This is a genomic window from Cupriavidus sp. FW306-01-F10A (genome assembly GCF_058782785.1).
The window spans coordinates 191327-209587 of record NZ_JBYSYA010000008.1 but is presented as its reverse complement, the minus strand read 5'-3'; the positions used below and the strand labels follow the sequence as shown (position 1 = coordinate 209587).

Below are 18261 nucleotides of genomic sequence, written 5' to 3'. Positions count from 1 at the left end.
GCCATGGCCATGATCACTGCCATTGCGACCGTCGTGTCGATGGTCGTCTTCCTGGGGATCTGCTGGTGGGCCTGGTCCGCCGGCCGGCAGGCCGCCAACCGGGAATCCGCCATGCTGCCGTTCGCGCTGCCTGACGAAACCACGACAACATCGAGCCGGAACACCTAGCCATGAGCGATTTCATTTCCGAATTCTGGAGTTATTACATTGCCGCTATCGCGCTCATCGGCATCGTCTGGTGCGTGTGGCTGCTGTTCTCGCAACGCAAGGTCGCCAAGACCGCCGGCGGCACTGAAGACACCGGCCATGTCTGGGACGGTGACCTGCGCGAGCTGAACAACCCGTTGCCGCGCTGGTGGATGTGGATGTTCCTGCTGGCCTGCATCTTCAGCCTGGCCTACCTGGTGCTGTACCCGGGACTGGGTTCGTATGCCGGCGTGCTGAAGTTCTCCACGCAGGGCGAACTTGCCGCGCACCGCGCGGCGCAGGAGAAAATGCAGAACGAGATCTACGCCAAGTACCTGAAGATGGACGTCAAGCAGGTAGCGGCGGATCCGCAGGCGCGCGAGATCGGCCAGCGCCTGTTCCTGAACTACTGCGCACAATGCCACGGCTCGGACGCGCGCGGCAGCCGCGGCTTCCCGAACCTGACGGACAGCGACTGGCTCTATGGTGGCGAACCCGACATCATCCAGCAGACCATCACCAAGGGCCGCAATGGCGTGATGCCGCCGTTTGCCGCGGCCATCGACGCCAAGCAGGCGGGCGACGTGGCGCAATACGTGCGCTCGCTGTCGGGCCTGTCGTCGGACCCGATCCGTGCGTCGCGTGGCGAGGGCGCCTTCAAGACGACCTGCGTGGCATGCCACGGCGCCGGCGGCAAGGGCAACCAGGCGCTCGGCGCGCCCAACCTGGCGGACAACGTCTGGCTGTATGGTAGCTCGGAAGGCAGCATCGTCGACGCCATCCTGAAGGGCCACAACAACCACATGCCCGCGCATGAGGAGATCCTGACGCCTGAACGCATCCGGATGCTGACGGCCTATGTCTGGGGTTTGTCCAACACTGGGGGCGGAGCCGGGCAATGACCGACGACTCATGTGAGCGGGCGCTGGCAGCTCGCGGGAGAGCATGCCCATGAACGCACCCGGGACCGAAGAAATGGCCCGGGCGGCCGACCTGCAACGGTCGGCCGCTGCGCCGGGCGAGACCTCTGACGAAACGCTCTACGAGGTCCGCCGCAAGATCTACCCGCGCTCGGTGACGGGCGCCTTCTCCAGCTGGCGGGTCTGGCTGGTGATCCTGACCCAGCTGATCTACTACGGCACGCCCTGGCTCCAATGGAATGACCGCCAGGCCGTGCTGTTTGACCTTGGCGAGCGCAAGTTCTACATCTTCGGGCTGGTGCTGTGGCCGCAAGACGTCATCTACCTGGCGGTGCTGCTGGTCATCTCGGCGCTGGCGCTGTTCCTGTTCACGGCGATCGCGGGGCGGCTGTTCTGCGGCTATGCCTGTCCGCAGACGGTCTACACCGAGATCTTCATGTGGATCGAGCGGCGGGTCGAAGGCGACCGCATCGCCCGCATCCGGCTCGACGGCGATCCGTGGAGCCTGCGCAAGTTCCGTCTCAAGGCGACCAAGCACTTCCTGTGGGTGCTGATTGCGCTCTGGACCGGCTTTACCTTCATCGGCTATTTCGCACCGATCCGCGAACTGGGCGGCGAGGTGCTCAGCCTGTCGCTGGGGCCGTGGCAGTCGTTCTGGATGCTGTTCTACGCGTTCGCCACCTGGGGCAATGCGGGCTTCATGCGCGAGCAGGTGTGCAAGTACATGTGCCCGTATGCGCGCTTCCAGAGCGTGATGGTGGATCGCGATACCTATGTCGTGACCTACGACGTCGGCCGCGGCGAGCCGCGCGGCAGCCGGTCGCGCAAGACCGACCACCACAAGGCGGGGCTTGGCGACTGCGTCAACTGCAGCATCTGCGTGCAGGTGTGCCCGACGGGCATCGATATCCGCGACGGCCTGCAGTACGAGTGCATCGGCTGCGGCGCCTGCATCGACGCCTGCGACCAGGTCATGGACAAGATGGCATATCCGCGCGGCCTGATCCGGTACACCTCGGAAAACGCGATGCGCAAGGGCTTGTCCGCGGCGGCATCGCGCAAGCGCCTGCTGCGCCCGCGCGTCGTTATCTATTCCGTGATCTGGGTGGCACTGCTGGCCGGGTTCATGGCTTCGATCGCGCTGCGCACGCCGCTGAAGGTCGACATCATCCGCGACCGTGGTGCGCTCGGCCGTGAAGTGGAAGGCCGCTGGATCGAGAATGTCTATCGCCTGCAGCTGATCAACACCACCGAAGCGCCGATGCAGATCAGCGTGCGCGCCGACAGCGACGAATTGAAGAACCTGACGGTGGAATACGACAAGCAGGCCGAATCGCTGGCGCCGACGTCCAACCGGTTGCTGCCGATCCGGATCCGCGTGCCGATCGAGGCCGCGGCGCAGGGCACGCACAAGATCAACGTGACAGTGACGAGCGAAGGCACGGAGCGGGGGCATGCCGAAATCCGGCAATCCACCAGTTTCATCGTGCCGCGCGATTTGTGAAGCTAGTCGTCAAGATGAAGGGGGCAAGATGAGTCAGCAAGGCAATCCGTGGTGGAAGGAGCCGTGGCCGTGGCTGTTGATGAGCGGCCCGCTGGTGGCGATGGTGGCGTGCGGCGTGACAATCTGGCTGGCATCCACGCATCCGGACATGCCGGTGCAGGGTGCAACGCGCCATGGCCTGGTGGTCGAGAAGGTCGACGCCGCGCCGCCCAAGGCTGCCGCTGTGAGGCAGCCATGAGGTTGCGCTGGCTGATGTGGGTACTCTGGCCGGCGTTCCTGATGGCTGGGTTTGCGACCGCGACGGTGTTTTCGGTGGTGGATCCCGGTGACCTGAACTTCTTCGGCCAGCCGATCGAAGCGTCCCGCGAATCGGTCTACACCATCGGCTTCCTGATGGCCTGGGTGTTCTGCGCGTTGTCCAGCGGACTGACGCTCTACACCATGCCGACGCGGCTCAGCGATACCGACGAACTGGAGTAAGCGGGCTGCCGTGAGGCCTGCGCTGTCATGGCCGGATGCGGCCATGACAGCGCCTTGGCCGCTTAGCAGGAGCGGCTGTAGAGTTGCTTGATGCCGTCGATGTCCACGAGCTTGACGTGGCGCTGGCGAATCTGGATCAGGCCGGCTTCGGCAAAGCGAGAGAACAGGCGGCTGACGGTTTCGAGCTTCAGGCCCAGGTAGCTGCCGATCTCTTCGCGGCTCATGCGCATCACGAACTCGGACGCCGAATAGCCGCGCGCCGACAGGCGCTCAGAGAGGTTGATCAGGAAGGCGGCAAGGCGTTCCTCGGCGCGCATCGAGCCCAGCGTGACCAGCATCAGTTGGTCATGCGTGATTTCCTTGCCCATCAGGCGCAGGAACTGCTGCTGCAGCGACGGCAGGTCTGCCGACAGCGATTGCAACTCGCTCATGCGGACCACGCAGACTTCGGTGTCCTCCAGCGCGGCGGCATCGGAGGCATGCTGCATCTCGCCCAGCCCGTCGAGACCGACAATTTCGCCGGGCAGGTGGAAGCCGGTAATCTGCGAGCGGCCGTCTTCAGTGGTGACGTGGGTCTTGAGCGTGCCAAAGCGCACGGCATAGACCGCGGTGAGCGGATCGCCCATGCGATACAGGGTTTCACCCTTGTGCACACGGATGCGTTCCTGAACCAGCGTGTCCATCTTGGCAAGGTCTTGCTGCGACATGCCGACCGGAAGGCACAGCTGCCCCATCGCACAGGTGGAGCAGCGGGGTGACATCTCGGTAATGGGAATGGAGGTGAGCAATTGGAACCTGCTAGAAATGGCAGCGAGGGCGCGATAAGGACATTTTACCGTGCGATGTGATGTGGTAGGGAGTGAGAATTGACATTTGGCGTACTGATCAGCGTTTTTCTGCTGGCTTTGCTGGGCGGGGTCCACTGCGCTGCCATGTGCGGCGGCGTGGCGCTGGCCGTGGAGCAACGCCGCGGGGCGGCGGCGACGATCAGTCTTGTGCCCAGCCGTGCCGCCTGGCTGGGCGAGTTGCTGATAATGCACCTGGGCCGGATCTCGACCTATATGCTGCTTGGGGCCGCGCTGGGCGCGGTCGGTGCTTCGGCGTGGAAGCTGGACTATCTGCCGGTGCAGCGCTGGCTGTTCGGCGCAGGCAGCGTCATGCTGCTGTGGTCGGGCTGGCGGTTGCTGCGCGGCAACACTTTTACCGTCGACTGGCTGGAGCGGCTGGCGGCGCGTGCCGGCGCAACGGTGGCGCGCCGGCTGGCTGGCGTGGCACGCGGCATGCCGTCGTTTGTGCGCGCACGCGGCGGCCTGGCGCGGCGATATGGCGTGGGCCTGGCGTGGGGACTGGTGCCGTGCGGCATGGTCTATGGGGCGCTCACGCTGGCGCTGCTGGCGGGAAATGCGGCGTCCGGCGCACTCGTGATGGGCGTGTTCGGGCTCGGCACACTGCCTAACCTGCTGGTGCTCTCCGGCCTGTCGGGCTATTTGCGTACGCTGTCGCGACGTCCCGGCGTGCGCCTGGGTGCCGGCCTGGCGGTGATGGCGTTCGGCGGCCTTGGCATTGCGCGAGCGGTGCTGTTGCCACATTCGCTGGCCGAGCATGGATTCTGCCTGGTGTTCTGAGGCGCCGGCGCCGCGCGGGCAACGGATGATGGTTGCAGGCGGGGGCGGGAATGCCATACAATCGCCAACATTGCGGTATCGCGCGGCGTCTTGTGAGCCGCGGTAAGCAGCGGGCGAGCAGCGCCAGGCGGCCTTCATACCAGAAGGCGAGTTCAGGGCAGGGGAAGCGGAAGGTTTTCGATGCCCGTCCCGTCCCCAAAGTCCATCCGGTTCAAAAGATCTGGTTCAAAAGTCCGGCTGGCACTGCGGTGTTGGCGATGCCGGCCTTGCTCCCGATACCCGTTTTTCTTGCGTCCGAGGCCTTCAGTTCGCTGACAGCGACGTCCGATATGTGCGGACGCGCTACGCAAGAGGTTCGCTGGCTGGCCCATAACGGCATGCGAACGATCTCCTGCCGGAACGCCCGGCAACTCGATGCAAAGATAGGGAAGTGCACGGCTTGGATGCAGCAGGTATCCGGCTAGCTGCGCAATGAGATGGCGGTGGCTTTCGCACCGCTGTATCCAAAATCTCCGGTGCCCCGGATCCGTCCGGGAGCAGGTGCAAAGACAGGCTGCACACCATCAACATGAATACCCAAGAGGCGAAGATCGTCCTCGAGACGGCGCTGATCTGCGCGCAGGAACCGCTGCGCGTCAATGATCTGCGGCGGCTGTTTGACGACGACGTCGGCGCAGACACCATCCGCGTGCTGCTTGATGAACTGCGCCAGGACTGGCGGCCGCGCGGCGTGGAACTGGTGGCGCTGGCCAGCGGCTGGCGCTTCCAGAGCCGGCCGGAAATGCGTGAATACCTGGATCGGCTGAATCCTGAAAAGCCGCCAAAATATTCGCGCGCGGTGATGGAAACACTGGCGATCATTGCCTACCGGCAGCCGGTGACCCGCGGCGATATCGAGGAAATCCGCGGCGTGACGGTCAGCACGGAAGTCATCAAGAAGCTTGAGGACCGCAGCTGGATCGAGGTGATCGGACACCGCGACGTGCCGGGCAGGCCGGCGCTGTATGCGACCACCAAGGCGTTCCTGGACGATCTTGGCCTGCGTACGCTGGATGAGCTGCCGCCGCTGGAAGATGCCCAGGCGCAGGCGCAGGCAACCCTGCTGGAACAGCAGGCCATCAATTTTGAAGACCTGGCTGCAAACAAGGCGGCCAGCGCCGACGAAGAGGCTTTTGCCGACCCCGCCGCGCACGCAGCGGATGTGGCTGAAGCATCCGTCGCAAACGAAGCCGAGACGACCGGCCCGGTCGACCAAGGCGCCAATGGCTTTGACGCGCAACCGCTGCAAGCTGCAGCCGACGATGCCGCCGAGGCCGCTTCCACCGAACCAGCCGCACCCAATCCGGACGGGGCGCGGGGCGATTTGCCGGACAACGGCACCCCGCCGCACCCGAGCGAGCACGACGAGCGCGTGCCGAACTGAACAACATGCAACATCCGATAGTGAATATCTTGTCTGATTCCGTTGAGCAAGACACCCGCAATGCGGGCGCACCCGCCGACACCGGCGCCGCAGAACCCGGATCGGGCAGCGAAGCCGCGCCCCGCCGCAAGGGGCTGCGCCGCGGGCTGAGGAACCTGGTCGCATCGCGCCGCCAGGCACAGGACCGCGGCGAGGGCGCCGAAGGCGCCGGCGGCCAGGCCGATGCCGGTGAAGCGGGCGCCGCACAGGCGGCGGGCGGTGCGCGCGCTGGCCAGCGTGGCCGCGGCAAGCGCAAGACGGGGCAGGGCGAGGGCGGCCAGGGTAGCCAGGGCGGCCAGGGCACCAGCAAGGCAGACAAGGTGGACCGCGCGGCCAGGGCCGAAGGCACCGACAAGCCCGAGCAGCCCGGCCGCAAGCGCAAGCCGGTCCAGCGCTCGGGCAAGGCGGCAGCGCCGGGCGAGGCGCAGGGCACCGGCGCGCGGCAGCAGGGCCGCCGCAAGGATGGCGGCAAGCCGCAGGCGCCCCGCAAGGGCCAGGGCGGCGGGGACAAGACCGCGGCGAGCAGCGAAGACCTGTTCCGCTTCGTGATCTCCGAGCAGTACGACAACGAAGACACCGTCATTCCGCGCACCAAGGCCAAGCCGGTGCGCGAGCTGTCGGCCGACGACGACGCGCCCAAGCTGCACAAGGTGCTGGCCGAGGGCGGGCTGGGCTCGCGCCGCGAGATGGAAGAACTGATCCTGCAGGGCCGCGTTTCGGTCAACGGCCTGCCGGCCCATATCGGCCAGCGCATCCTGCCGGCGGACCAGGTCCGCGTGAACGGCAAGCTGATCCACCGCAAGGTGTCGACCAAGCCGCCGCGCGTGCTGCTGTACCACAAGCCCGCCGGCGAGATCGTCAGCCAGTCCGATCCGGAAGGCCGTCCGACCGTGTTCGACAGCCTGCCGCGCATCAAGGCCGGCAAGTGGGTCGCAGTGGGCCGCCTGGACTTCAATACCGAAGGCCTGCTGATCTTCACCACCTCGGGTGACATTGCCAACCGTTTCATGCATCCGCGCTATGGCGTGGAGCGCGAGTACGCGGTGCGCACGCTGGGCGAGCTGGCCGAGGCCGACCGCCAGCGCCTGCTGCATGGCATCAAGCTCGATGACGGCGAGGCCAACTTCCTGCGTATTGCCGACGGCGGCGGCGAAGGCGTCAACCAGTGGTATCACGTGGCCCTGACCGAAGGCCGCAACCGTGAAGTGCGCCGCATGTTCGAGGCGGTCGGGCTGACCGTGTCGCGCCTGATCCGCACCCGCTACGGCCAGTTCCTGCTGCCGCGTGGCCTCAAGCGCGGCCGCTGGCAGGAAGTCGAGCCGAATGACGTCAAGGCGCTGATGGCCGGTGTCGGCCTGAAGGTGCCCGGCAAGGGCGAGCAGGCTCCCAAGGGCGCCACCAAGGTAGGCGGGCGCAAGCAGCGCACCGAAGCCGCGATTGCCGGCATGCCGATGCCCACGGGCATGGACGGCCTGCCGCGCTTCGACCAGGGCGGCGCCCGGGGCGGTAGCGGCGGCCGCAGCAGCCAGCCGGACCCGATGAAGACCTCGATGGGCTATATCACCCACGGGCCCACCTTGCTGACCTCGCACGCGGCCAACCTGGGCGGCGGGCGCGGCACTGGCGCACGCCAGGGGCGTGGTGGCGCCGGCATGGGCGGCATGGGTGGCATGCGCGGTCAGGGTGGCCAGGGTGGCCTGGGCGGCCAGGGTCAGGGCAAGCCGCGTCGCGGCGGCGGCGAAGCCAACGGCAATGTGATGCCGAAGGCGTCGAAACCGGGCGGCAACCGTTCCCCGCGCGGCGGTAGTGGCAGTGGCGGCGGCAACCGTGGTGGCAACCGCGGCGGCAACCGATAAGCGCTGATTGCGGCGCATGGCGGGCTGAACGCCTGCCGGCGCCGGATTCGGTGCGCGGAAATGTCTGGCTTTTGCCTTTTCGACATAATCCGCGTATAATTCAAGTCTATTCAAAAAGCCATCCTCGTCGAGGATGGGCGAATGATGGGCATTGCGCCCATTTTTTTTTGGTTCGCCCGTTTTTCGGTTCTCTCCGCTGGAGCGGGGGATGGCGGACAGGCAGGGCTGCAGCAGGGTCGTCCCGGACGGCACCGGCGGGTTTGCCTGCCACGGTGTTGATGGCCATTACTCGGGATAACAGTGCATCTGGCAGATTTGATCGAAACCACCCTAAGCGGCATGGGATATGAGCTGGTCGAGCTCGAGCGTGCCCCGGCCGGATTGCTGCGTGTCTATATCGATCAGCCTGAAACCGGCATTGCCATCGAGGATTGTGAAAAGGTGAGCCGCCAGCTCACCCACGTGTTCACGGTCGAGAACGTCGACTATGAACGCCTCGAGGTCTCGTCGCCCGGACTGGACCGGCCGCTGAAGAAGCTGGCGGACTATGTCCGCTTTGCCGGCGAGGAGGTGCGCGTGACGCTGCGCCTGCCCGTCAACGGACAGAAGAACTTCACAGGCATCCTGCGCGAGCCCACCGGCGCGGCGGGCGAGGAGATGATTGGCCTGGAGTTCGAAGGCAAAGATGGCCCGGCGCTGCTGGAATTTGCCGTATCCGATGTCGACAAGGCACGCCTGGTGCCGGTGATCGACTTCAAAGGAAATCAAAGAAAAGGGAACAAGCAATGAGCCGCGAAGTTCTGTTGCTCGTCGATGCGCTTGCGCGTGAGAAGAACGTCGACAAGGATGTGGTATTCGGTGCCCTGGAGGCGGCGCTCGCCTCGGCCACCAAGAAGCGTTTCGAGGAAGACGTGGATATCCGTGTCGCGATCGATCGCGAGTCGGGCGAGCATGAAACCTTCCGCCGCTGGCTGGTCGTTCCCGACGAGCTGGGCCTGCAAGAGCCGGACAAGCAGATCCTGCTGTTCGAAGCCCGCGATGAAAACCCCGGCATCGAGCTGGGTGACTTTATCGAGCAGCAGATCGAGTCGGTCGAGTTCGGCCGCATCGGTGCGCAGGCTGCCAAGCAGGTGATCCTGCAGCGCATCCGCGACGCCGAGCGCGAGCAGATCCTGAACGACTACCTGGATCGCGGCGAGAAGATCATGACCGGCACGGTCAAGCGCGCCGACAAGAAGGGCCTGATCGTCGAATCCGGCCGCGTGGAAGCGCTGCTGGCCCGCGACCAGATCATCCCCAAGGAAAACCTGCGCACCGGTGACCGCGTGCGTGCGTATATCCTGAATGTGGACCGCGCCGCGCGCGGCCCGCAGATTGAACTGTCGCGTACCGCGCCCGAGTTCCTGATCAAGCTCTTCGAGAACGAAGTGCCGGAAATGGAACAAGGCCTGCTGGAGATCAAGGCGGCTGCCCGTGATCCGGGCGTGCGCGCCAAGATCGCCGTGGTCGCGCATGACAAGCGCATCGACCCGATCGGCACCTGCGTCGGCGTGCGCGGTACCCGCGTCACCGCGGTGCGCAACGAGATCGGCGGCGAGGCCGTGGACATCGTGCTGTGGTCGGAAGACCCGGCGCAGTTCGTGATCGGCGCGCTGGCACCGGCACAGGTGCAGTCGATCGTGGTGGATGAAGAAAAGCACAGCATGGACGTGGTGGTCGACGAGGAAAACCTCGCCGTCTCGATCGGTCGCAGTGGTCAGAACGTGCGCCTGGCGACCGAGCTGACCGGCTGGCAGATAAACATCATGACGCAGGAAGAGTCGGCGCAGAAGCAGGCCGAAGAGAGCGATGTCGTGCGCAAGCTGTTCATGTCCAAGCTGGACGTGGATGAGGAAGTTGCCGACATCCTGATCGAGGAAGGCTTCTCCACGCTGGAAGAAGTGGCTTATGTCCCCATCAGTGAAATGATGGAGATCGAGGCCTTTGACGAAGACACCGTCAACGAGCTGCGCAATCGCGCGCGTGATGCGCTCCTGACGATGGAACTGGCCCGGGAAGAAAAGGTGGAAGAGGTGTCGCAGGACCTGCGCTCGCTCGACGGCCTCAACCCGGAACTGATCGGCAAGCTGGCCGAAGGCGATATCCATACGCGTGACGACCTGGCCGAACTGGCCGTGGACGAGCTGGTCGAGATGACCGGTGTCAGCGAGGAAGAAGCCAAGTCGCTGATCATGAAAGCACGGGAACATTGGTTCAACTGAGGGACACGGCCGGGCCAGCCTACACCTGGCCCGGGCGCGCTTTCCGCAACGATTTGTCCCGACGTAGAAACCAAGCATTGAAAGGGTTTGAATGGCAAGCACAACAGTTGCCCAACTGGCCGCAGAACTGAGTCGCAGCGCAGCTGCCCTGCTGGAACAATTGCAGGCGGCTGGGGTGGGCAAAGCGACGCCAGAAGACATCATCACGGAATCGGATAAGACCAGGCTGCTGGACTATCTGAAGCGTTCGCACGGCCAGGCCGACGACAGCTCCCGCAAGAAGATCACACTGACCAAGCGCGAAACCTCCGAGATCCGCCAGTCGGATGGCACTGGCAAGACCCGCACGGTCCAGGTGGAAGTGCGCAAGAAGCGCGTGCTGATCAAGCGCGACGAAGCTGCGCCCGATGCCCAGGCCGACGCGGTCGAAGCCCAGGCGCCTGTCGTCGATGCTGTCGAGGAAGCTCGCCGCGACGAGGAAGAACGCCAGCAGGCCGAACTGCTGGCGCGCCAGGAAGCTGAAGCCAAGGCCGCCCGCGAGGCAGCCGAGCGCGAGGAAGCCGAGCGCCGCGCCCGCCAGGAAGCGCTGGAGGCTGAACAGCGCCGCCAGGCCGAACTCGCCGCCCGCAAGGCGGAGGAAGAGGCTGCCGCGTCGCGCGCCGTGACCGAGGCCAACGAGGATTCCTCGCGCAAGAAGGCAGAGGACGAGAAGGCACGCGTCACCGCCGAACGCGCCGAGGCGCAGAAGGCTGCCGACGAGGCCAAGGCTGCCGCCGACAAGGCCCGCGCCGAGCAGGAAGTCGCTGCGCGCAAGCGCCGCGAGGCTGCCGAAGCCGAGGCCCGTGCGATCCAGCAGATGCTGAACGCGCCGCCCCGCGTGCTGAAGGCGCCGTCCGAGCGCAAGGCCGAAGAGAAGAAGGCCGAGCAGACCGGTACGCTGCACAAGCCGGTGAAGCCGGCCGGTGCGACCACGGAAGCGAAGAAGGACGACAAGAAGCCGGCCACCACGACCACGACCACGGCAACTGCCGACAAGAAGGGCAAGGTCGTGAAGGCGGGCTGGCAGGACGACAGCAGCCGCAAGAAGGGCAGCGGCCTGAAGACCCGCGGCGATACCTCGGGTGGCGTGGGCGGCTGGCGCGGTGGCCCGCGTGGCCGCGGCGGCAGGCAGCAACAGCATGACGACAGCCGCAGCAGCTTCCAGGCGCCGACCGAGCCGGTGGTGCGTGAAGTGCACGTGCCGGAAACCGTCTCGGTGGCCGACCTGGCGCACAAGATGGCCGTCAAGGCATCCGAGGTCATCAAGCAGATGATGAAGCTCGGCCAGATGGTGACCATCAACCAGGTGCTGGACCAGGAAACCGCCATGATCGTGGTGGAAGAAATGGGCCACAAGGCGTATGCCGCCAAGCTGGACGATCCGGAAGCGCTGCTGGTGGTGGGCGGTGAGGAACACACCGATGCCGAACTGCTGCCGCGTCCGCCGGTGGTGACCGTGATGGGTCACGTCGACCACGGCAAGACCTCGCTGCTGGACTACATCCGCCGCACCAAGGTGGCTGCGGGCGAAGCTGGCGGGATTACGCAGCACATCGGTGCCTACCATGTGGAAACCGACCGCGGCGTGATCACGTTCCTGGATACCCCGGGTCACGAGGCCTTCACGGCCATGCGTGCCCGCGGTGCCAAGGCGACCGACATCGTGATCCTGGTGGTGGCCGCCGACGACGGCGTGATGCCGCAGACCAAGGAAGCCATTGCGCATGCCAAGGCTGCCGGTGTGCCGATCGTGGTGGCGATCAACAAGATCGACAAGCCCGATGCCAACCCGGACCGCGTCAAGCAGGAACTGGTGGCGGAGCAGGTGGTGCCGGAAGAATACGGCGGCGATTCGCCGTTCGTGCCGGTTTCCGCCAAGATGGGTACCGGTGTGGAAGAGCTGCTCGAGCAAGTGCTCCTGCAAGCCGAAGTGCTGGAACTGACCGCTCCGGTGGATGCCCCGGCCAAGGGCCTGGTGGTGGAAGCCCAGCTGGACAAGGGCAAGGGCCCGATCGCAACCATCCTGGTCAGCAGCGGCACGCTCAAGCGTGGCGATGTGGTCCTGGCTGGCAGCGCCTACGGCCGCGTGCGTGCCATGCTGGACGAGAACGGCAAGCCGACCAAGGAAGCAGGCCCGTCGATCCCGGTGGAAATCCAGGGTCTGTCGGAAGTGCCTGCCGCCGGTGAAGAAGTGCTGGTGCTGCCGGACGAGCGCAAGGCACGTGAAATCGCGCTGTTCCGCCAGGGCAAGTTCCGCGACGTGAAGCTGGCCAAGCAACAGGCCGCCAAGCTGGAGAACATGCTCGAGCAGATGGCCGAAGGCGAAGTGCAGACGCTGCCGTTGATCGTCAAGGCCGACGTGCAGGGTTCGCAGGAAGCGCTGGTGCAGTCGCTGCAGAAGCTGTCGACCGCCGAAGTGCGCGTGCAGATCGTGCATGGCGGCGTGGGTGGCATCTCCGAATCCGACGTCAACCTGGCGACGGCTTCGAAGGCGGTCATCATCGGCTTCAACGTGCGTGCCGACGCTGGTGCGCGCAAGCTGGCCGAGCACAACGGCATCGATATCCGCTACTACAACATCATTTACGATGCGGTAGACGAGATCAAGGCGGCGATGTCGGGCATGCTGGCGCCGGAGAAGCGCGAGACCACCATCGGCCAGGTCGAGGTGCGCCAGGTGTTCCGCGTGCCGAAGATCGGTGCGGTGGCCGGCTGTATGGTCACCGACGGCCTGGTCAAGCGCAACTCGCTGGTGCGCGTGCTGCGCAACAACGTGGTCATCCACGACGGCGAGCTGGATTCGCTCAAGCGCTTCAAGGACGACGTCAAGGAAGTCAAGCAAGGCTTCGAGTGCGGTCTGTCGATCAAGAACTTCAATGATGTTCAGGAAGGCGACCAGCTCGAGGTGTACGAAATCACAGAGGTGGCGCGTACGCTGTAAGGCGTCGCAAGCAACGGCAGGCTTCGGCCTGCCGTTGTCATCTCGACCAGACTGTATTGAATGGCCAAGAAAGGCAGCATCTCCTCCCGCAATCTCCGCATCTCCGACCAGATCCAGAAGGACCTGGCCGAGATGATCCAGCGCGAACTGCGCGACCCGCGCCTCGGCCTGGTCACGCTGCAGTCGGTCGCGCTGACGCCCGACTATGCGCACGCCAAGGTGTACTTCACCGTGCTGGGCGCCGAAGCCGCCGAGGCGGAAGCCATCCTGAACGAAAAGGCCGGCTACCTGCACTCGCTGCTGTACAAGCGCCTGCACATCCATACCGTGCCGACGCTGCGCTTCTTCCACGATACCTCGGTCGAACATGCGATCGAGATGTCCAAGCTGATCAACGAAGCGAACGCCACGCGTTCGAAAGACGACTGAAGCCGGCGCCCATGCCGCCCTGGCATGGGTTTCGCGGCCACTACGTTCACGTTGCCGCCATCCGCGCCGCATCGCCGTCCCGCCTCCCGCTTTCTCCAGATGACCGATTCCAACGCCAACCGCCCGCCGCGCCTGCCGCGCCGCGAGGTCCATGGTGTGTTGCTGCTCGACAAGCCGCTGGGCCTGTCGTCCAACGACGCGCTGGTGCGCGCCAAGCGCCTCTTGCGCGCGGCCAAGGCCGGCCATACCGGCACGCTGGATCCGCTTGCCACGGGGCTGCTGCCGCTGTGCTTCGGCGAAGCCACCAAGTTTTCGCAAGACCTGCTGGAAGCGGACAAGACCTATGACGCCGTGGTGCGGCTGGGCGCGCGCTCGAGCACGGGCGACGCCGAAGGCGAGTTGCTCGACGTGCGCGAGGTCACCTGCGACCGCGCCGCGGTGGAGCAGGCGCTGGCAAGCTTCCTCGGCGAGATCGAACAGGTGCCGCCGATGCATTCGGCGCTGAAGAAGGACGGCCGCCCGCTGTATGAATACGCGCGCGCCGGCCAGACCGTGGAGCGCGCGGCGCGCCGCGTCACCATCCGTTCGATTGCGCTGCTGGATTGTGCCTTGCCCGATGCCCTGTCGTTCACGATGCGGGTGACGTGCAGCAAGGGCACCTATATCCGCACGCTGGCCGAGGACATCGGCGAAGCGCTGGGCTGCGGCGCGCACCTGACCGGACTGCGCCGGATCGCCGTGGGCGACCTGACGTTGGACGGCGCGGTGACGCTGGAGCAGATCGAACAGCACGACGATGCACAGCGCCCGGCCATGCTCGCACCTGTGGACGCCTTGCTGCAGAAGTGTGCACCGGTGCATCTGGATGACGCCGCCGCAGCGCGCTTCCTGCAGGGCCAGCGCATCGCCCAGCGCGACCTGCCGGCCGCCACCGGGCTGGCCGAGGATGCGCTGGCGCGCGTCTATGCCGGCGAACCAGCCCGGCTGCTGGGCGTGGCACGCATGCGCGAAGGCGCGTTGCGGCCGGAGCGGCTGGTCAAGCTGTAAATTGCGCGAGGGGCGCAAGTGGCCGCCCCGTCAGCAATTACTCGAGCGTGATCTTGGCCGTCTTGATGACATCGGCCCACATCTTGCGATCCTGGGCGAGGAACCCGGCGAAATGCTCCGGTGTATCGCCCACGGGCTCGGAGCCGAATTCAGCCATCTTCTTCCTGACTTCCGGGTTCGCCAAGGCCTTGACCAGCGCCTGGTTGTAGCGGACCACGATTGCCTTCGGCAGGTCCCTCGGCCCGAAGATGCCTTGCCAGGTCGGCATGTTGAAGTCCTTCAGGCCGCTCTCGGCAAGCGTCGGCACCTCCGGCAACAGGGGCGAGCGCTTGCTGCCGGTGACTGCCAGCGCCTTGACCTTGCCGGTCTTGGCCAGCGTCGCCGCGGTGGTGATGTTGTCGACCGTCATGGCGATATGCCCGCCCATCAGGTCGGTGATCACCGGGGTGGCACCCTTGTACGGCGCATGGACCATGTCGATGCCAAGACGGTGCAGCATGGTTTCGGCAATCAGGTGATTCGACGTGCCGACGCCGGCGGTGCCGTAGGTGACCTGCGGCGTCTTTTTAACGTAGGCGACGAAGTCGGCCATGGTCTTGACCGGCAGGGCCGGATTGACGATCACAACATTCGGCTGGGTGGCCAGCATGGCGATGGGCGTGAAATCATCCGCCTTGTATGGCGTGCCCTTGGGGTTGAGCACGTGGGTCACCGCCATCGCGCCGGCGGCGCCCATGCCGATGGTGTAGCCGTCGGCCGGGGCCTTGGCCAGCTTGTCGGCGGCGATATTGCCACCCGCACCCGGCACGTTCTCCACCACCACCGGAACCCCCAGGCTTTCCGACAGCGGCGCCTGCACCAGGCGCGCCAGCAGATCAGCCGAGCCGCCGGGCGCAAAGCCCACCAGCAGGCGCACCGGCTTGGCCGGCTTCCACTCCTGCGCCTGCGCGCCCGGGATCACCGCCGCGCCCAGGCTCACCCACATCATGCCGCGTGCCAGCGGCCCCATCCACTTCGCCACCTGTTTCATTGTTACTTCCACTCCAGCAGTGTCATGGGCAATCTGTCAGCGGGCTTGCCCTTACCCGAAAATGGATTCGCTTCGTGCCTGGATTCAGGCCGCGGCACCAGCCAGTACCTGTCCCAGCAGCCTTGCCACCATGCGGTTGGAGAGCAGCACCGGCGCGCCGGCATGGCGCGCCACCTCGGCCCGCATGGCTTCGGTGTAGCCCATGCAGTGCATCACCACCAGGTCGCAGCCGCGCAGCGTCTCGCCCGCCTGCGCGAAGCGATCGGTGCTGGCGTCGGTATAAGGCGAGGCATGGGTGACGCGCAGTTCGCAGGGCGCCGGCTGCATCAGGTGGAAGCTGCTTACCTGGGCTTCCAGCGGCAACACGATGCCGAGCCGCTTGGAGCCCTGCGCCAGCGCCACGGTCAGGTGGTCCACTATCTGCTGCGGTTCGATGACCAGGGTCCGCATCGGCGGCAGGGCGGTGCCGGTGCACAGTGGCACCAGGGCGTCGAAGCGGCCGTCGTCCAGCGAGGTCATCAGCCGGGCCAGCATGGCCTCGGCCACCGGCTTGCCCATCACCGCCTGCGTGCCGTCACGCATCCGGCTGGCAAAGCGGTACTCGCCGGGCGCGGGCGCCAGCGCGGCAATGTCTTGCGGGCCCAGCGCGTCCAGGATGCCGAATTCTTCCACCGTGGCCGGCAGGCCCAGGTCGGCAATCATCTGCGGGACCACATCTGTCCTGGGCGCCTGCCCGATGGTGACGAAGGCCACGCGTGGCTGGCGTGCGGCAGGCGTGTTCATGCCTCGGTTCCCACGGTCTGCAGATGGGCCAGCGAGCCATAGCGGCGCTGCAGCTCGGCCCACTCGGCCGCGTCATAGAAGTCGCACTGGCCCTGGCCGAACTGCTTCGCCACCTCGATGCAGAAGCGCGTCGCCACGTCGATGTCGAAGGCGTTGGTGACGCCGGTTGCGCAGCCTGGCACAGTGGTCTGCGCGGTCAGCGCCACGCCCACCACCGGGGCAGGGGTCACGATGGCCGGCTGCATGATCGAGTTGACATGCCACAGGCCGTTCTCATACGGCGTGATGTCCTGGGTGGTCAATGGCAACACCATCGGCAGTTCGCCGCTGACCCATCCCATCAGGTCCAGCATCCGCTCCGGCAGGCGCAGCAGCCAGCCTTCCTTGGCCACCGGCGTCAGCGCCACGCCGCGGCGGTTGACGAAGCGGTTGCCGCGCGTGGTGTCGACCGACAGGATCGCCGCCATGCGCGGGTGCACCTCATGCGACATCATCGTGCGCATCGCAAAGGGCGATTTCATCATCGGCACCGGATGATGCGGCCGCGTGGCGGCATGCGGGCAGATATGGGTGTGGATGCGCACCGGCCCGGCCAGCACGTCGCCGGTGGCGGCCATGTCGGCCAGCTTCAGCGCGCTGGCGACGGCCACGATGGCGCCGTCGGCATCGGACACCAGTCCCGTCACGGCCGGGCGTGCGCCGACGCCGCCCAGCCGGCCCACCACGCCAAGTGCGGGCGCGTCCGGGTTCTGTCCGGGTACCGTGCAGGCGAGGAAATCGGTGTAGAGGCCGTTCTCTTCCACGCGCGTGACGGTGACATCGTCCAGGCCGCGCGAGCGCAGCAGTGAGGCGACGGCTGCGCCGTCGACATTCGCTGCCGACAGCAGCTCGATCGATTCAATAACCTGCTTGATAGACATCTTGCTTGACTTCCTGGGGCTGGGGTGGGGTTCTGTACGCTGGGCACTCAGGCCGGCAAATTCAGCGCGGCAGCGACAGCGCGCCGGGCTGCACGTCGGCAATGTCCGCGCCCCAGAACCAGCGCGCGGCATGGGCGCCGCCCATTTCGAGGCGATCGTCCGAGACCCGCACCCAGTTGCCCTCGGGCAGGCCCAGCACCGGCATGTCGGGCTGCAGCACGGTGAATTCGGCCAGGCGCTGGTCGCGCGTTTCGCCGCGGAAGCCGGGCACGACCAGGTTGAAGTAGTGCGGGTTGATCTGGAAGGGGACCAGCGCCAGCGCGTCCAGGCCGCCCGGGTCGGCCACCGGCATGTCGTTGGTGGTGCGGATGGTCGGGCAGGCCAGGTTGGCGCCGGCGCTCCAGCCGATATAGCGCGCGGCACCGGATCGCACCCGCGCCGAGATCGCCGCCAGCAGGCCACGCTCGCGCAGGCATTGCAGCAAGCGGAACGTGTTGCCGCCGCCAACGACGATCAGTTCAGCCGCTTCGATGGCGCGCACGGCTGCCGCCGGCTCGGCCAGCCGGTGCAGCGATTGCACCGCGATGCCGACCGGCGCGAAAGCGTCGCGGACCAGCGTCTCGTAGGTGTCCCAGTCGCGCGTGACGCCGGCGAACGGGATGAAGCAGGCAGTCTTGCGGCCGGTGGCCAGGTCCCGGATTGCCGCCTGGGCGTGTACCAGGTAGCCGGCGTCGCTGCTGGAGTTGCTGAGTAACAGGAGTTCCATAAGTCGTTGCGG

At 66.1% G+C, this 18261-nt stretch carries 18 protein-coding genes; 13 read left to right on the top strand and 5 right to left on the bottom strand.

Features of this window, described 5'->3' with window-relative positions:
* The first annotated feature begins 3 nt into the window (after window positions 1–3).
* From AC3WLF_RS14635 to AC3WLF_RS14615, 5 genes are read left to right on the top strand one after another with little or no spacing between them, the layout of a single operon-like run.
* The gene (locus AC3WLF_RS14635; RefSeq protein WP_010809472.1) at window positions 4–168 is read left to right on the top strand and encodes a cbb3-type cytochrome oxidase subunit 3; all 165 of its coding nucleotides are present in this window, start codon (window positions 4–6) and stop codon (window positions 166–168) included.
* A 2-nt stretch (window positions 169–170) separates the two neighbouring features.
* A complete protein-coding gene (gene ccoP / locus AC3WLF_RS14630; RefSeq protein WP_492319913.1) occupies window positions 171–1088 on the top strand; it encodes a cytochrome-c oxidase, cbb3-type subunit III in 918 nt (305 codons plus the stop codon).
* A gap of 49 nt (window positions 1089–1137) precedes the next feature.
* The gene (ccoG, locus tag AC3WLF_RS14625) at window positions 1138–2610 is read left to right on the top strand and encodes a cytochrome c oxidase accessory protein CcoG (protein WP_492319914.1); all 1473 of its coding nucleotides are present in this window, start codon (window positions 1138–1140) and stop codon (window positions 2608–2610) included.
* A 28-nt stretch (window positions 2611–2638) separates the two neighbouring features.
* Complete coding sequence (locus AC3WLF_RS14620) at window positions 2639–2848, top strand: hypothetical protein (RefSeq protein ID WP_492319915.1); 210 nt, start codon at window positions 2639–2641, stop codon at window positions 2846–2848.
* The gene (locus AC3WLF_RS14615; RefSeq protein WP_013957176.1) at window positions 2845–3090 is read left to right on the top strand and encodes a hypothetical protein; all 246 of its coding nucleotides are present in this window, start codon (window positions 2845–2847) and stop codon (window positions 3088–3090) included. The genes AC3WLF_RS14620 and AC3WLF_RS14615 overlap by 4 nt, the downstream gene beginning before the upstream one ends.
* Window positions 3091–3152: 62 nt before the next feature.
* On the opposite strand, the gene fnr is transcribed toward AC3WLF_RS14615, so the two are convergent.
* Complete coding sequence (gene fnr, locus AC3WLF_RS14610; RefSeq protein WP_010809477.1) at window positions 3153–3878, bottom strand: fumarate/nitrate reduction transcriptional regulator Fnr; 726 nt, start codon at window positions 3876–3878, stop codon at window positions 3153–3155.
* A gap of 78 nt (window positions 3879–3956) precedes the next feature.
* On the opposite strand from fnr, the gene AC3WLF_RS14605 reads away from it, so the two are divergent.
* The 8 genes from AC3WLF_RS14605 to truB all read left to right on the top strand — a co-directional run bounded on the left by AC3WLF_RS14605 (window position 3957) and on the right by truB (window position 14750).
* A complete protein-coding gene (locus AC3WLF_RS14605; protein ID WP_492358426.1) occupies window positions 3957–4715 on the top strand; it encodes a sulfite exporter TauE/SafE family protein in 759 nt (252 codons plus the stop codon).
* Window positions 4716–5283: 568 nt separating this feature from the next.
* On the top strand, window positions 5284–6138 hold the full coding sequence (scpB, locus tag AC3WLF_RS14600) for an SMC-Scp complex subunit ScpB (protein ID WP_492319917.1): 855 nt from the start codon (window positions 5284–5286) through the stop codon (window positions 6136–6138).
* Between the two features lie 5 nt (window positions 6139–6143).
* Window positions 6144–8033, top strand: a complete 1890-nt coding sequence (rluB, locus tag AC3WLF_RS14595) for a 23S rRNA pseudouridine(2605) synthase RluB (RefSeq protein ID WP_492352279.1) — start codon at window positions 6144–6146, stop codon at window positions 8031–8033.
* A gap of 300 nt (window positions 8034–8333) precedes the next feature.
* Complete coding sequence (gene rimP, locus AC3WLF_RS14590) at window positions 8334–8822, top strand: ribosome maturation factor RimP (RefSeq protein WP_492319919.1); 489 nt, start codon at window positions 8334–8336, stop codon at window positions 8820–8822.
* Window positions 8819–10294 carry a transcription termination factor NusA gene (gene nusA / locus AC3WLF_RS14585; RefSeq protein WP_492358425.1) on the top strand — a complete coding sequence of 492 codons (1476 nt, stop codon included), beginning with the start codon at window positions 8819–8821 and terminating at the stop codon, window positions 10292–10294. Before rimP ends, nusA begins: the two co-directional genes overlap by 4 nt.
* Window positions 10295–10385: 91 nt before the next feature.
* Window positions 10386–13274, top strand: coding sequence for a translation initiation factor IF-2 (gene infB, locus AC3WLF_RS14580; protein WP_492319920.1), 2889 nt, complete (start codon window positions 10386–10388; stop codon window positions 13272–13274).
* A 60-nt stretch (window positions 13275–13334) separates the two neighbouring features.
* A complete protein-coding gene (rbfA, locus tag AC3WLF_RS14575) occupies window positions 13335–13703 on the top strand; it encodes a 30S ribosome-binding factor RbfA (RefSeq protein ID WP_010809484.1) in 369 nt (122 codons plus the stop codon).
* Window positions 13704–13802: 99 nt separating this feature from the next.
* Window positions 13803–14750: a tRNA pseudouridine(55) synthase TruB gene (gene truB / locus AC3WLF_RS14570; protein ID WP_492319921.1), complete on the top strand. Its 948-nt coding sequence runs from the start codon at window positions 13803–13805 to the stop codon at window positions 14748–14750.
* A gap of 37 nt (window positions 14751–14787) precedes the next feature.
* On the opposite strand, the gene AC3WLF_RS14565 is transcribed toward truB, so the two are convergent.
* The 4 genes from AC3WLF_RS14565 to pepE form a co-directional block, all read right to left on the bottom strand.
* Window positions 14788–15780, bottom strand: a complete 993-nt coding sequence (locus tag AC3WLF_RS14565; protein ID WP_492319922.1) for a Bug family tripartite tricarboxylate transporter substrate binding protein — start codon at window positions 15778–15780, stop codon at window positions 14788–14790.
* Between the two features lie 84 nt (window positions 15781–15864).
* Entirely contained in the window at window positions 15865–16563 is a 699-nt protein-coding gene (locus tag AC3WLF_RS14560) for an AroM family protein (protein ID WP_492358424.1), read from the bottom strand.
* The gene (locus AC3WLF_RS14555; protein ID WP_013957164.1) at window positions 16560–17483 is read right to left on the bottom strand and encodes a DUF1177 domain-containing protein; all 924 of its coding nucleotides are present in this window, start codon (window positions 17481–17483) and stop codon (window positions 16560–16562) included. The genes AC3WLF_RS14560 and AC3WLF_RS14555 overlap by 4 nt, the downstream gene beginning before the upstream one ends.
* 61 nt (window positions 17484–17544) lie before the next feature.
* Window positions 17545–18249: a dipeptidase PepE gene (pepE, locus tag AC3WLF_RS14550; RefSeq protein ID WP_492352281.1), complete on the bottom strand. Its 705-nt coding sequence runs from the start codon at window positions 18247–18249 to the stop codon at window positions 17545–17547.
* Between the last annotated feature and the right edge of the window lie 12 nt (window positions 18250–18261).